This is a genomic window from Algoriphagus marinus (assembly GCF_001936475.1).
GTDB lineage: Bacteria > Bacteroidota > Bacteroidia > Cytophagales > Cyclobacteriaceae > Algoriphagus > Algoriphagus marinus.
This window is the reverse complement of sequence record NZ_MSPQ01000002.1, coordinates 1-14,605: the sequence shown is the minus strand read 5'-3', so window position 1 is coordinate 14,605 and position 14,605 is coordinate 1. Positions and strand designations below refer to the sequence as shown.

The 14,605-nt window shown below is 38.7% G+C and carries 11 protein-coding genes and 1 tRNA gene; 8 read left to right on the top strand and 4 right to left on the bottom strand.

The genetic code is table 11. The features are described 5' to 3' along the window. Positions 1 to 111 precede the first annotated feature (111 nt). Positions 112 to 1,542 (top strand): glycoside hydrolase, encoded by a 1,431-nt coding sequence (locus BVC88_RS04460; protein ID WP_245803592.1) that lies wholly within the window; start codon positions 112 to 114, stop codon positions 1,540 to 1,542. 54 nt (positions 1,543 to 1,596) lie between these two features. On the opposite strand, the gene clpX is transcribed toward BVC88_RS04460, so the two are convergent. From clpX to BVC88_RS04440, 4 genes are all read right to left on the bottom strand, one after another. Further along, positions 1,597 to 2,820 (bottom strand): ATP-dependent Clp protease ATP-binding subunit ClpX, encoded by a 1,224-nt coding sequence (clpX, locus tag BVC88_RS04455; protein WP_075349468.1) that lies wholly within the window; start codon positions 2,818 to 2,820, stop codon positions 1,597 to 1,599. Continuing rightward, positions 2,820 to 3,494 (bottom strand): ClpP family protease, encoded by a 675-nt coding sequence (locus BVC88_RS04450; RefSeq protein WP_075349467.1) that lies wholly within the window; start codon positions 3,492 to 3,494, stop codon positions 2,820 to 2,822. Before BVC88_RS04450 ends, clpX begins: the two co-directional genes overlap by 1 nt. A gap of 74 nt (positions 3,495 to 3,568) precedes the next feature. Then, positions 3,569 to 4,894, bottom strand: a complete 1,326-nt coding sequence (locus tag BVC88_RS04445; RefSeq protein WP_075349466.1) for a trigger factor — start codon at positions 4,892 to 4,894, stop codon at positions 3,569 to 3,571. An 85-nt stretch (positions 4,895 to 4,979) separates the two neighbouring features. Next, positions 4,980 to 5,061 (bottom strand) — tRNA-Leu (locus BVC88_RS04440). Positions 5,062 to 5,225: 164 nt separating this feature from the next. On the opposite strand from BVC88_RS04440, the gene BVC88_RS04435 reads away from it, so the two are divergent. The 7 genes from BVC88_RS04435 to BVC88_RS04405 all read left to right on the top strand — a co-directional run bounded on the left by BVC88_RS04435 (position 5,226) and on the right by BVC88_RS04405 (position 14,341). Next, the gene (locus BVC88_RS04435; RefSeq protein WP_075349465.1) at positions 5,226 to 7,445 is read left to right on the top strand and encodes a RelA/SpoT family protein; all 2,220 of its coding nucleotides are present in this window, start codon (positions 5,226 to 5,228) and stop codon (positions 7,443 to 7,445) included. Positions 7,446 to 7,497: 52 nt separating this feature from the next. After that, the gene (locus tag BVC88_RS04430; protein WP_075349464.1) at positions 7,498 to 7,971 is read left to right on the top strand and encodes a Fur family transcriptional regulator; all 474 of its coding nucleotides are present in this window, start codon (positions 7,498 to 7,500) and stop codon (positions 7,969 to 7,971) included. Between the two features lie 86 nt (positions 7,972 to 8,057). Next, positions 8,058 to 8,399 carry an STAS domain-containing protein gene (locus BVC88_RS04425; RefSeq protein ID WP_075349463.1) on the top strand — a complete coding sequence of 114 codons (342 nt, stop codon included), beginning with the start codon at positions 8,058 to 8,060 and terminating at the stop codon, positions 8,397 to 8,399. After that, positions 8,377 to 9,531 carry a hypothetical protein gene (locus BVC88_RS04420; protein WP_075349462.1) on the top strand — a complete coding sequence of 385 codons (1,155 nt, stop codon included), beginning with the start codon at positions 8,377 to 8,379 and terminating at the stop codon, positions 9,529 to 9,531. The genes BVC88_RS04425 and BVC88_RS04420 overlap by 23 nt, the downstream gene beginning before the upstream one ends. Positions 9,532 to 9,618: 87 nt before the next feature. Next, entirely contained in the window at positions 9,619 to 10,890 is a 1,272-nt protein-coding gene (locus tag BVC88_RS04415; RefSeq protein ID WP_075349461.1) for an adenylosuccinate synthase, read from the top strand. 98 nt (positions 10,891 to 10,988) lie between these two features. Then, complete coding sequence (locus BVC88_RS04410; protein WP_075349460.1) at positions 10,989 to 13,322, top strand: PKD domain-containing protein; 2,334 nt, start codon at positions 10,989 to 10,991, stop codon at positions 13,320 to 13,322. Then, positions 13,322 to 14,341, top strand: coding sequence for a PorP/SprF family type IX secretion system membrane protein (locus tag BVC88_RS04405; RefSeq protein ID WP_075349459.1), 1,020 nt, complete (start codon positions 13,322 to 13,324; stop codon positions 14,339 to 14,341). Before BVC88_RS04410 ends, BVC88_RS04405 begins: the two co-directional genes overlap by 1 nt. Positions 14,342 to 14,605: the final 264 nt, after the last annotated feature.

The following is a 14,605-nucleotide window of genomic DNA, read 5'->3' as shown; positions in this document are numbered from 1 at the left end:
TTATTAATGATCCTATCTCGCTTTTTTCAAAATATTTTCTTTTCTGTACTTCTATTTTTATCGATTAATTGCTTTCCCCAATCGAGTGATCCGCAATCCGTAAGAATTAAATTGAAACCAGAGATTGGATTTCAGACGATTGATCATTTTGGAGCATCAGATGCTTGGTCAATTCAATTTGTTGGAAATTGGCCGGATACCAAGAGAGAAGCAATAGCAAACTTGCTTTTCAGTAAAGAAATGGAAAACGGCAAACCCAATGGGATTGGATTGTCAATGTGGCGATTCAATTTGGGGGCTGGAAGTGCTGAACAAGGAGCGGCTAGCGGTATTAAAGATGAGTGGAGAAGAGCGGAATCCTTTATTGGCACAAATGGAAATATTGATATGAAGAAGGCTGCTGGCCAAGTTTGGTTTGCAAAGGCAGCAAAGGAAAGTGGGGTTGAAAAATTGCTGTTGTTCTCAAATAGTCCTCCCATTCAATTCACGAAAAATAGAAAAGCTTATTCTAGTGATGGGAAATCAAATTTAGATGAAAGTAAATCAAAGGATTTTGCAAATTATATCAGTTCGGTTTTCTTAGGTTTGAATCAGTTAGGCTTAGAGCCAACATATATTAGTCCAGTCAACGAGCCTCAATGGGATTGGTCAGATGGAGGACAGGAGGGGAGTCCCTATTTGAATAGTGAGATTGTAAGCCTTGTGAAGACTCTCAATGAATCATTAGAAGAAAATAATATCAAGGCTAAAATTGATATAGCTGAAGCAGGGAAAATCAATTACTTATTTGAAAAGGCGGATAAGCCTAGTAGAGGTGAGCAGATAAAAACATTTTTTGATAAGTCATCTCCCAATTATCTAGGAGATTTAAATCATGTTTCAATGGCGATTTCAGGGCATAGTTATTTTACTACAAGTCCAATTGATGCTTCATCAGATTTAAGAGTAAAGCTTTCAAATGAAATTTCATCTATTCCGGGGCTCGCGTACTGGATGTCTGAATATTGTATTCTCGGTGGAAACGAGGGAGAGATCAATGGGAATGAAAGAGATTTGGGGATGACTTCTGCGCTGTATTTGGCAAGAGTAATTCATCAAGATCTTACCTTTTCAAACGCATCTGCTTGGAATTGGTGGATTGCGGTTTCACCGTATAATTATAAAGATGGCCTGATCTATATCGATAAAAATAAAGAGGATGGAAACTTCTATGAAAGTAAAATGCTTTGGGCTTTGGGTAATTTTAGCAGATTTATCCGTCCAGGGTTTGAGAGAATTGGAGTCGAAATGTCAGTTGCAAATCAGGAAAAGATATTTGCCTCTGGTTTCCAAGACCCAAAAAGTAAAGAAATTGTCTTGGTTTTAATTAATTCTAATTCAGAGATTTTAGGTGTTTCACTTGAGGGTTACTCTGAAAAAAACACCACTTTGAAAGCATATCTAACGAATGAAAATTCGAATCTAGAACCTATTGAAATAGAACCGGAGAAATTTCATCTGCATGCTGAATCTATAATGACTTTAGTATTTTCTTCAAAATAAAATAGCTCGACAAAAATTAATCTGCCGAGCTATGTTTTGTTTATGATTCGTAAGTTATGCTACCTGAAGTCGCTTAAATTTCGATTTATCAAACTTACTTTTTGCATATGCTTCATCGATCACGAGTTCCTTCACGGAATCGTCCGAGGGAAGTTCATACATCGCGTCAGTGATTATAGCTTCGCAAATCGAACGTAGCCCTCTTGCCCCAAGGTTGTATTCCACGGCTTTCTCCACGATGAAATCAATTCCACTTTCCTCAAATTTAAGATCCACATCTTCCATTTTTAAAAGTTTGGTGTACTGCTTTACCAAAGCATTTTTTGGTTCGGTTAGGATTTGCTTTAGCGCGCTGCTATCCAATGGATCCAAATGTGTCAAAACAGGGAGTCTTCCAATCAGTTCAGGAATTAATCCAAATGCCTTTAAATCTTGGGCAGTGACATATTGAAGTAGATTCTCTCGATCAGCTTCTATTGCACCTGTATTTTTACTGAAGCCCATCGGCTGAGTATTCAATCGCTTTCCAATATGACGGGTAATTCCGTCAAAGGCACCACCGCAGATGAAAAGAATATTCTCTGTGTTCACAGCAATCATTTTTTGATCGGGATGCTTTCTCCCGCCTTGTGGGGGAACGTTCACTACAGTCCCTTCCAATAGCTTCAATAAAGCTTGCTGTACTCCCTCGCCACTAACATCCCGAGTGATAGATGGATTGTCTGACTTTCTGGCAACTTTATCCAACTCATCGATGTAAACGATTCCCTTTTCGGCTGCTTCTACATTGTAGTCAGCTGCTTGAAGCAATCTTGTAAGTATGCTTTCGACATCTTCTCCAACATAGCCAGCCTCAGTTAGAACAGTTGCATCGGCTATGCAAAAAGGCACTTCCAAGGTTTTTGCTAGCGTCTTTGCCAGATAAGTCTTTCCTGTACCCGTATCGCCCACCATGATGATATTCGACTTTTCAATCTTCACCTCATCTTTTTCATCCTTTTGAAAAAGACGCTTATAATGGTTGTAGACAGCTACGGTTAGAACTTTTTTCGCATCTTCTTGGCCGATAACATATTGATCCAAATAGGAGGTAAGTTCCTTAGGTTTTTTGAGTTTAATTTTTGGTTTTACACCAGGTTTTACGGTTTTCTCTTCCTCTCCTAAGATTAGATGAGCTTGTTCGATGCAGTGATTACAGATGTGGGCAGAAATACCCGACACCATTAAATCAACATCTTTTTTGTTTCTGCCGCAAAACGAGCAGGTTACTTGAGCCATTATATTGGTTTTTTTACTAAAACTTCATCAATTAATCCATACTCCTTTGCTTCAGGAGCTTTTAACCAATAATCTCTATCTGAATCACGCTCGATTTCATCAAAAGATTTTCCAGTATGATCAGCTAAAATCTGATATAATTCCTGACGCATAGACAAGATTAATTTAAGTGATATTTCCATATCTCTGGATTGTCCTTGCATTCCCCCTGATGGCTGATGGATCATTACTCTAGCATGCTTTAATGCAGATCTTTTCTCCTTTGCACCGCCAGCTAGTAAAACTGCTCCCATAGAGGCCGCGATACCGGTACAGATTGTAGCTACATCAGGACCGATATATTGCATCGTGTCATAGATTCCAAGACCTGCGGTTACAGATCCTCCTGGGCTATTTACATACAGCAAGACATCTTTTTTAGAATCTACAGATTCAAGGAATAAAAGTTGTGCAACGATGATGTTGGCAACATGGTCATCAATCCCTGTTCCTAAGAAAATGATTCTGTCCATGATCAAGCGAGAGAAAACATCGATTTCTCTAAAATTTTGAGGGCGCTCCTCGATCACTGAACGGGTCATGTTTTCAATATGCTGAGTATATTGGTCAAAAGCTGTTCCGCTGACGCCTTGATTGTGAATGGCGTATTTTCTGAATTCTTCTTTGTTGATCATCTTTCAAGTAGTTGTAGTAAGCAAAAATAAAAAAAGCCCTTAAATAAGGACTTTTTTCTGTTGATTTAAGCGAATTAATTTTCTAAAAGTTCCTTAAACTCATCAATGCTTATTTCTTTTTCGCTGAGTTTGATGCTATCCTGTACAAAAGAAAGGACTTTATCATTTTGAACTGAAGTAAGCATATTCATATAGTTCTGACCTTCTTCACCTTTCAGGTAATTGTCTACAAACATGTCCATACTGTCTTCCATTTGAGATCCCAAACCGGAAGAAGCAAACTGCTCTCTTACCATTTGCTTGGTTTTATCCAACACATCCTGATGCTCAGCTTGAATCTTGTTTTCAGTTGCAAGGAAATTGGATATCAAGGACCAAGTCAATTGCTTTGCATAAAGAGGGAATTCTTTATCAACATCTTCCTGAGTCACTTTTCCTTTGTTAGCTTCTAAAAGCCACTCTTTCAAGAAATCTTCAGGTAAATCTATTTTGGCATTTTCAGTAAGAACTTTTTTCAATTCTTCCTCTGTAAACACTTTGGATTCGCGATCATAATTTCCTTGAAGTGTTTCTTTTACTTTAGCGATGAATTCTTCTTCAGATGAAACTACACCAGGACCGAAAATCTTGTCAAAGAACTCTTGGTTCATTTCAGCTTTCTCAGTTCTGTTGATGTTTTTTATAGTGAAAGTTAAAGTTCCTTCCAATTTTGAAGCTTCTTCCTCTTCCAATCCAAACGCCTCTTCCCACTGTCCTTTTTTGATATCCTTATCTTCAAATTCAATCACAGCATCTTTGCTTACTCCGGTGAATTTACTTGCAAGTTTCTTAGTGATTTTAGTTAGATCCAATGAAAGTGACTTTGAAAAATCAGCAGCCTCACACTTTAAATCTCCATAGATTGAATCAGTAGCTTCGCTTACTTCTGGATTTGTACTGTTACCATATTGAGAAACAAGGTTTTCCAAAGTTTCATTGACCAATTTATCATCAACTTTTATACTATATTTTGTCGCATTGATCTTGTCAAGCGGCAGGGAGATGTTTTCTACAAATCCTATTTTGTACTCGAAATCAAAATCTTTTTGGGTTTTCCAATCGATTTGAGTTTCATTTTGCGCTACTGGAAGTGGATCCCCAAGGATCTTAAAAGTTTGCTCTTTGATGTAGTTATTGAGCGATTCACCAAGTATGGTATTGATTTCTTCTACCAAAACAGAAGTGCCATACATGTTTTTTACCATAGAGATCGGAGCTTTTCCCGGTCTGAACCCTTTGATGTTGGCTTTTTTGGCATAATCCTTAAGTTTTGCCTCTACCTTAGGTTGGTAATCTGCTTCGGATAATTTAATTTTAATTGAAGCTTGATTTGCTGAATGCTTGTCTAGTGTGATTTCCAAGGCTCTAAAATTTAAAATGAAGTTTAACTAAAAACCCCCAATCACTTTTCTGTAAACAGTCTAGTGATTGAGGGTTCGGTAATCGTGCGGATAGAGGGACTCGAACCCCCATGCCTCGCGGCGCTAGATCCTAAGTCTAGTGCGTCTACCAATTTCGCCACATCCGCAGTTCATCTGAAACCATAATTGGGAAGACTTTTCTTCTCTGTTTTCAGATTGTGGATGCAAAGGTAAGTGCTAATAATTATTTTGCAAGGACCTGTCGAAAATAATTATTAAGAATTTTAAAAATTTAGCCTTTGACCCTAATTTTATATTAAATTTCTCAGGTATGATTCAAGTGGATTTAGAAGAAGAACGTAAAGAAATACTCAAAAGATACCGGAGATTGCTTAGGCAGGCGAAACCCTTTTTAAAGGAGGGAGATGCAAAACTGATCAAAAGAGCCTTTAATATTTCTATGGAAGCCCATAAGGATATGCGTAGAAAATCGGGAGAGCCCTATATCTATCATCCTTTGGAAGTCGCCCTAGTCTGTGTCGAGGAGATAGGCCTTGGGACCACATCAATAGTTGCAGCGCTCCTTCATGACGTAGTAGAAGATACAGATTGGGAGTTGGAGGATATTGAACGAGAATTTGGGTATAAGGTCATGACCATTATTGATGGACTGACTAAGATATCCGGAGTTTTTGATTACGGAAGTTCCCAACAAGCAGAAAACTTCCGAAAAATGCTGCTCACGCTATCTGATGATGTGCGAGTGATTTTGATCAAGCTGGCAGATCGGCTCAACAATATGCGTACACTAGGGAGCATGCCCAGGCATAAGCAACTTAAAATCGCTTCTGAGACCATGTACCTTTATGCCCCTCTTGCGCATCGACTAGGTCTATACTCTATCAAATCTGAGCTGGAAGATTTGTACTTGAAATACACAGATCCAAATACTTATAAAGAAATTGTACATAAGATAAATGAATCAAAATCTTATCGTAATAAATTCATCAAGGCTTTTATCCAGCCTTTGGAAGAAGAGCTTCATAGGCAAGGATTAAAATTTGTAATCAAAGGGAGACCAAAATCAGTGTACTCTATTTTCAATAAAATGAAAAAGCAGGGTATTCCTTTCGAAGAAGTCTATGATCTCTTTGCGGTTCGAATTATTCTTGAAAGTGACTTAGAACATGAAAAAGCCGATTGCTGGCAAGTCTATTCGATAGTCACTGATTTTTATCGCCCCAACCCTGATAGGTTGAGAGATTGGATCAGCACTCCTCGTTCCAATGGATATGAATCATTACATACGACTGTGATGAGTAATACCGGTCAATGGGTCGAAGTACAGATACGTACATCCCGAATGGATGAAATTGCAGAACGTGGATATGCGGCTCATTGGAAATACAAAGAAAAAGATAGCTCAAAGGCGCCAACAGGTTTGGATGATTGGATTACTCAGGTAAGAGGGCTTTTAGAGTCAAATGAGGGTAATGCGATCGAATTCATGGATGATTTTCGAGGAAATCTATTCCATGAAGAAGTCTTTGTCTTTACGCCAAAAGGGGAGTTGAAGGTCCTGCCTTTTGGCTCTACGGCATTGGATTTTGCATTTGAAATCCACACGCAAGTAGGAGCTAAATGTATTGGTGCCAAAGTGAATCAAAGGTTGGTCCCGATTTCTCACAAACTGAAAAATGGAGATCAGGTAGAAATCCTTACTTCAAATAAGCAAAAGCCCACTGAGGATTGGTTGAATCAAGTAGTGACCTCTCGTGCCAAAGCCAAAATAAAGGACGCTATTCGAGAAGAAAAGAAATCTTCTATTTTGGACGGGAAAGAGATTGTTCAGCGAAAATTGAAACAAATGAAGATGGAGTTCAACTCTGAAAATGTGGAAAAACTCAGAGCATTCTTCGAACTCAAAACTGCAAATGAATTTTACTACAGGGTAGGTAAAGGTGTAATTGACCCTACTTTAATCAAATCCTTTAAAGATTTTAAAGATGCCCAAAAGAGTCAAAGCAAACCCTCGCAGGACAAAGTAAGGGACGAATCTTCCTTTACCAGAGAAATTAAAAGCCTAAAAGGTCCAGACCACGATCAATTACTGATTGGCGAGGATATGGATGTAGTAGATTATATTTTGGCTAAATGTTGCAATCCTATCCCAGGAGATGAGGTTTTTGGATTTGTAACCGTAAATGAAGGGATCAAAATTCATCGAACGTCTTGTCCAAATGCCCTAGAATTACTTTCTAATCATGGTAATCGGGTAATCAAAGCAAGGTGGACCAGTCAAAAAGAAATAGCATTCCTTGCTGGCTTACGGATTGTAGGTACGGATAGGGTAGGATTGATTAACGATGTCACAAAAGTGATTTCCAGTGAATTAAAAGTAAACATGCGATCTATCACGGTAGACTCAGATGCAGGAATCTTTGAAGGGACTATCAAACTTTACGTAAATAGTACAACCCACCTAGATAAGCTCATGTCAAATCTTTCCGAAGTAGAAGGAGTTCTAAAGGTTTCCAGGTTTGATTACTAAAGTTGAATCTTTTATAAGTTAGTAGAGTTATATTTGGAAAAAATCGCAGAAAATGCCATTAAATATCACCCATTTTGAAGAGGTCAAGAAGATTTTTACAGCTTATCTTGAAACCCAGAAACTTAGAAAAACTCCCGAGCGCTACGCAATATTAGAGGAAATCTATACTCGTAGCGGGCATTTTGATGTGGAGTCTCTCTACATCAGTATGAAAAACAAGAATTACCGCGTCAGCCGCGCAACTGTTTACAATACCTTAGACCTTTTGGTGGAATGCGACTTGGTTACCAAGCACCAATTTGGAAAGAACTTGGCTCAGTTCGAAAAGTCCTATGGGTATAAGCAACACGATCATTTAATCTGTGTCACTTGTAATGAAGTCTTAGAATTTTGCGATCCTCGCATCCAAAATATCCAAAATACCGTAGGAGAGATTTTAAACTTCAAAGTGCTACACCATTCACTCATTTTGTATGGGAACTGCAACAATGAATCTTGTGAAAACAAAAAAGCGAAAACATCATGAAATCGAGCATGAATCAAAAGTCACACACCCTTTTGATAATCAACAATGCGAGATTCCATGTGGCCAAATAGAAAAATTATAAACACATGAAACTGACCTACAATTCAAGCAAGGACGAACTTGCCAACTATCTTTTCATTCAAGGTGATTTGATTGGAGACGAAGTTGGGCCAAAATTGGTGGAAATCGTTTCTGATGCGATACTGGATGGTGCGAAAACTTTTGTAATTGACCTAAGCGAGGTGAGATACATCAGTTCCAGTGGAATAGGTCTCTTGATCACCATGCTTACTAAAATGAGAAATGCTGGGGGAGAAGTTTACCTCACAGCACCTTCAGAGCATGTAAAGAAATTATTGATAATTACTAAGTTGAATAATATTTTCACCGTCTTTGATTCGGTAGATGATTTTAAAAAGCAAGCTTAGCTTAATTGGATTTCTTTTAATCCTGATATCCTGTTCAGAAAGACAATCTTTCGAGCAGGATATTTTTTTGGAAATATCTGATCGAAAGAAATTCCATATTGGAGAGAGTGGGTTAATTCCGGATTTTTTTAGGTCAGTTTCACTTGACTCCTCACAAAATAAAGGTGTCATCTTCAATGATGTCGTTCACTCACTCGATAGTATTTTTATCTCTCAGGATTCGGCATGGATTAAAGAGGGAGATTTTATCCCTATGGAAGGTCCTGAAGGGGTAGGGACAATTTTCTCGTTTTTTACCGCTGAGAATCATGTGATTTTCATGAATGCTCAACAGTTTTTCAGGAAAGAGAAAAGTACTGGAACAGTCCAAAGTAAATTTATGCATGAATACGGAGTGTTTGGAAATCTGAAATATCCCGGTATTTCTGTAAACAGTACTTCCTTTTCTCCAGAATTTAATGCTTATGACAAGAAGACCGATACAGGATATCTGGTTTATGTCGAAGACGACCAAATTTCTGTGATGGGTTACAAACCCGACTTAGACTCTATGTTTATTTTACCTATAAATTTGGATTCAGCTAATTTTTTTAATCTAAGGTTTAAAGTTAGAACTGGGGGCTTGACCCTTTTGGGAGATGATCATCCGCAGTTGAGTATAGTTGACAGAAAGCTAATCGTTAGTTATCCTTCGTTTAGCGACTTTTTAGTCTATGATTTAGAATCTGAAAATCATCAGATTTTCACTTCCAATTCCAATTTTTTCCCATTAAAAAGAAATCCTCCCAAACATTTTGGAAATGAGTCAGTCGATGTAGATTCGTTTGAGCTGTTGAAATTGTGGAATAAAGAAGTTCGTTTTGGGCCGATATCCTTTCTCAAGGATCATAATAAATTCATCAGGTTTGTAAAGGGCGAATATGGTGGTGAAGAACAAGCCAATGCTCCTATATTTTTAGAAGTTTTCAGTGATTCATTCGAGAAGCTAAAAGAGTTTGACCTATCGTCATTAAATTCAGATTTACGTCCCCAATATCTGATCACTCCATTTGGACTGATGCTTCGGGCGAAAACCCAACCTGAAGAGGACGTCATGTATTATTACTACCTAAATCTCAACCGTTCGAAATAATTACAATCTTTCTCTTGGTTTTCTATGGGCTTATCGCAAATTTCACGCTTCAAAAAGACTAGTGTAACCGAATAGACCGAACATCAAATGAAGATGGATGTACTTCTGGGTCTCCAGTGGGGAGATGAAGGAAAAGGAAAAATAGTAGATGTTTTAGCTCCAAAATATGAGATCGTAGCACGATTTCAGGGAGGTCCGAATGCTGGGCATACCCTTGAATTTGACGGAATTAAGCATGTTTTGCATCAAATTCCTTCGGGAATTTTTCGCTCTCAAATCTTAAATATTATTGGTAATGGAGTAGTTCTTGATCCAATCATTCTCAAAAAAGAGATTGATGGTTTAGGTAAGTTTTCCATTGACTATATGAAAAACTTGGTGATCTCTAAGAAAGCCACCATAATCATTCCTACTCATAAATTACTAGATGCCGCTCTTGAAACTTCAAAAGGAGACAAGAAAATTGGCTCGACATTAAAAGGAATTGGACCTACTTACCAGGATAAAATTGGAAGATCGGCACTGCGTGTTGGGGATATTCTAAGTCCGGACTTTAAAGATAAATATCAAGCTCTAGTTGAGAAGCATAAAACCATTCTTTCATTTTACAATCATCCTCTCGACGTATTGGCTGAGATGGAAGAGCAGTTCTTTGCTGCGGTTGAGTTTTTCAAGACTTTGAATTTGATTGATAGTGAATATGTGGTAAATGATGCCTTAGCATCTAATAAGAGAATATTAGCGGAGGGAGCTCAAGGTTCTTTGTTGGATATCGATTTTGGCTCTTATCCATTTGTAACGAGTAGCACGACAATGACTGCAGGAGCTTGTACTGGTTTGGGGGTAGCGCCTTCTAAAATCGGAGAAGTCTTCGGGATTTTCAAAGCCTATTGCACTCGAGTAGGAAGCGGACCTTTTCCAACTGAGCTTTTTGACGAGACCGGAGAAGCCATGCGAAAAGAAGGAAACGAATTTGGAAGTACAACAGGTCGACCTAGAAGATGCGGATGGTTGGATCTGCCGGCTTTGAGATATTCAATCATGATCAATGACGTAACACAACTTTTCATGATGAAAGGTGATGTGTTGAATATCTTTGAGGAGATCAAAATATGTACACATTATGAGCTGCCGACTGGAGAGCGAATAGATCGTTTAAGTTTTGAGATTTCGGATTTAGATGTAAAGCCAGTTTATAAGGCAATGAAAGGCTGGAACACTTCGCTCAAAGGAATAAGAGACTACGATAATTTTCCGATTGAACTGAAAGATTATGTTTCTTTCTTAGAAGAGCAGCTTAATGTGCCGATAAAGCTTGTTTCGATCGGGCCGGATCGAGAACAGACTATCTTGAGATAAAAATAAACAGAGCCTTTCATCTAAAAATGAAGGGCTTTTTTGTGTCCTTAAGTTTCTAAGTATATTTTTGATTATATCGATACTCAACTGATTAAACCATGCGGTCTATATCGCTTTTTTGTCTTCTGTTTCTTTTTCTGTTTCAAAATTCTTTTGGGCAGGTTGGTTTTCCGTATTGCGAGCCATTTGATGGGACGACGGTTCAGGAGGCGACTGTATTTGGTGGAAACGCCCGCTTAATAGATGGGGTCCTTCGATTGACAGAAAACCAAACTAACCAACGTGGTTATGTCTACATTGATATTCCTTTTCCTTCAGCGTTTGGGATCAAAGCCTCATTTGAATATTTCAGTTATGGTGGAGATGTTTTGAGAAGAGCTGATGGGATCTCCTTCTTTCTTTTTGATGCCGATGTGCCAGTATTCAGTCCAGGTGGATTTGGTGGTTCACTTGGCTACGCTCAAAAAGATAACGATCCAGGCTTATCCAGGGGTTATATTGGAATCGGTTTTGATGAATTTGGGAATTTTGGAAACACCGCAGAAAATAAAGTAGGAGGATTTGCAGGTGCAGGGACAGATTTGGTTCCTGACGCAGTAGTAATCCGTGGACCAGGAAATGGAACTTCAGGATATGCCTTTTTAGTAGGAAGGAAAACCATGTCAACCGGAAATGACGGACTTAATCCCGGAGGTCAATTTCCAATAAGTTCAGGAGGAGTAGGGACACAACGAGTAACCGATCCAAATCAGCCAGGATATCGAAAAGTATTTTTAGAGCTTCAGCCTAAGCCTGACAAAACCGGCTATTTTGTAACCTTGCGAATGATGGTGACCACTGCTCAAGGTCAGCCAAGGATGGTAACCATATTTGATAGACCCTATGATTTTCCTGCTCCAAAAAATTTAAAAATAGGATTTGCTGCCTCTACTGGTGGCTTTACCAATTATCATGAAATTAAAAATCTGGTCGTAGAAGTTTCAAATGATGAAGCTTTACAGGAGCCAAAAGGGGTAGACTTTGATGAAATTGCCTCATGCGAGGGGCAGGAAAACACCTATTTTATCACAGATGAGCAAGTAGTTTTACCAAATGAAAACAGCGTAATCCGTTGTTTGCAGTTTTATGCTTCTCTGGAAGATATTGAAGAAGAGTCAGAGGACATTTGTTCACAAGCTAAATGCAGAGAAGAAAATAGAGTACTGGAACTTCCTCAGGGTACTTTTCGGGCAGGGGATGTAGGAGGGGATTTCACTTTTTTTCCTAATCCTGGATTTGCTGATCAGCAGGTAACTGTTTTCTACACGCTGACAGATTCCTACGGGAAAAGCTCCTCAGGCAATTCCATGACATTGACAATTCAAGAATCCCCTGAGCCGATAAGCCTCCGAGTTACTGGAGATAGTGAAAGTCCAGAAGGAGAATTAAGACTTTGCCAGGGAGAAGAAGTGTCTTTGACTGGATTGGGAGAGGAAGCTTATTTCCGTTTCGAATGGTACCGAAATGGGGAATTAGTGGAAGAAGCAGTGCAAAGCTTTTTTATAGTATCCGAAGCTGGGGAATACCAGATCGTGGGATACAACCGAAAGAACTGTCCGGCGAAATCCAATACCATCAAAGTTGATTACCCTGAAATCCCTCCAATCATTATAACTAACCCTACTGTAGGCTGTACTCCCGGTCAATCGGTAGATGTTACCACCTCTATTTCAGATTTTGACTTGACTTCTTTCGATTACCTTTTAAGAGGGCAAGGATTGGAATACGAGAATGAAGCACTAAAAAATGTGAGTATCTCCGGGGTCTTTGAGCTTTTTGTGAAATTCAAAGATTTGGAATGCTACAATGATTCATCGCAGTTAGAAGTAATAATTCTTGACCAACCACTTGAAGCAAATTTTGATTTTGTAGTCGAAGGAACGGATATCAAAGGGGATGAAGAGGGTGGGGTTTTCCCAGACGATCCCATCCAGTTCACAGATCTTTCGGACTCCAGAGCAGTCAATTGGGAATGGGATTTTGGGGATGGGGCTTCTTCAAATGAAAAGAATCCTATTCATGTTTTTGGAAAGAAGGGAGCTTTTGAAGTCGTCTTGACCATTTTTGATCAATATGGATGTAGCCAAATGGTAACCAAGCTAGTCGAAATTACCAGAAGTTACCGAGTTATGTTTCCAACTGGTTTTACGCCATTGGATGGGCTTAACAAAACTTTTGTGCCAAAGTATAAAGGAATCGCAGAGCTCGAGTTTATGATTTTCAATAATTGGGGCGAGCTGATTTTCCGTACAGATGATCTTATGACAGAGGGGTGGGATGGGGATTTGAACGGGGAATTACTTGATGCAGGTTTTTACTTTTTCAAGTTTAATGCTACTGCTATAGATGGGGAGAAAGTGATGGAGGCTGGCAAATTTAAACTGATAAGGTGATGCTTAGAATAGTTTTTTTGATTGTGTTTTCTTTCATAGGAACAGTATCGTTAGGCCAAGATGTCCAGTATTCACAGTTTTATGCAAATCCCCTTTATTTAAACCCAGCTTTTTCAGGCGCAACAGGACTTACGCGAGTTGGTGCTAATTTCCGAACACAATGGCCCGCCTTAGATCAAAGCTTTATCGCTTATTCAGCTTACTTGGATCACTTTTCAGAAAAGTATAATTCGGGAATTGGTATTTTGATTAATGGAGCGAAAGAATCTTTTACCCAAAGTCAGAATTATGAGTTGGGATTGGTTTATAGCTATAGATTGAGGCTCGGGGAAACCAGTTTTCTGCATGCGGGTACCCAAGCTAGTTTTGTTTCTCGCAACGCCTTGTTTGATGATGTGATTCTGGGTACTCAATTAGATATTAACCGAGGCACTATAATTGGCGAACCGGGAGACGGGTTTGAGGGAGAAGCCAGTCAATCAGCCTTAGATCTTGGTTCAGGTTTGTTGTTCTACAACGAGAAAATTTGGCTTGGTATTTCAGCATTTCATTTGCTGACTCCACAAATCAGCTACCTTATCGTAGAGGGAAATCAGCTTCCTTTTAAGTATTCTGCTCATGGAGGTATTAGATTTGACCTGGCCCCTGGTGACATCAATGATTTTTTTAACAATACAGATCAAGAACGGTCCATTGCTTTGGCATTCAATTATAAGTCGCAAGGGCAGTTTTCCCAATTAGATTTTGGCGCAGAATTATTTTTCGAACCTTTAGTACTTGGTTTTTGGTATCGGGGAGTACCTACTAAGTACTCCCTTCCAAATAATGAGTCTATAATTGGGTTGCTTGGAATAAGTTTGGAGTCTGGATTGGAGATTGGCTATAGTTATGATTTTACTGTTTCCAGATTTGGACAGCGGAGTACTGGGGGAGCACATGAGGTTTCATTTAGATATGTATTCTCTTCAAAAGACCCACGAAAAAAGTACTATGCACCACTTCCAAGCTTTAGATATTGAGGGGTAATAGTGTAAATCAAAATATTATTTTTTAAATACCGATTATCAAAAAATAATTCATTTTTAAAATGATAATCTCGGTATGGTATTTACTGATTATTTGGTTGCAAATTTTTCTCCTTACTGATCAATAGGTTAGCAACTTTTGTTGGAAAAGTTTAAACTTCTCCTTGTCAGAAGAAATAAAAGGGAGATATTTGCACTCCCAAACGACGCGAACGGCGGTTTGGAAAAGGTTGAAAGAGGAGTTTTGGTGACGGAATA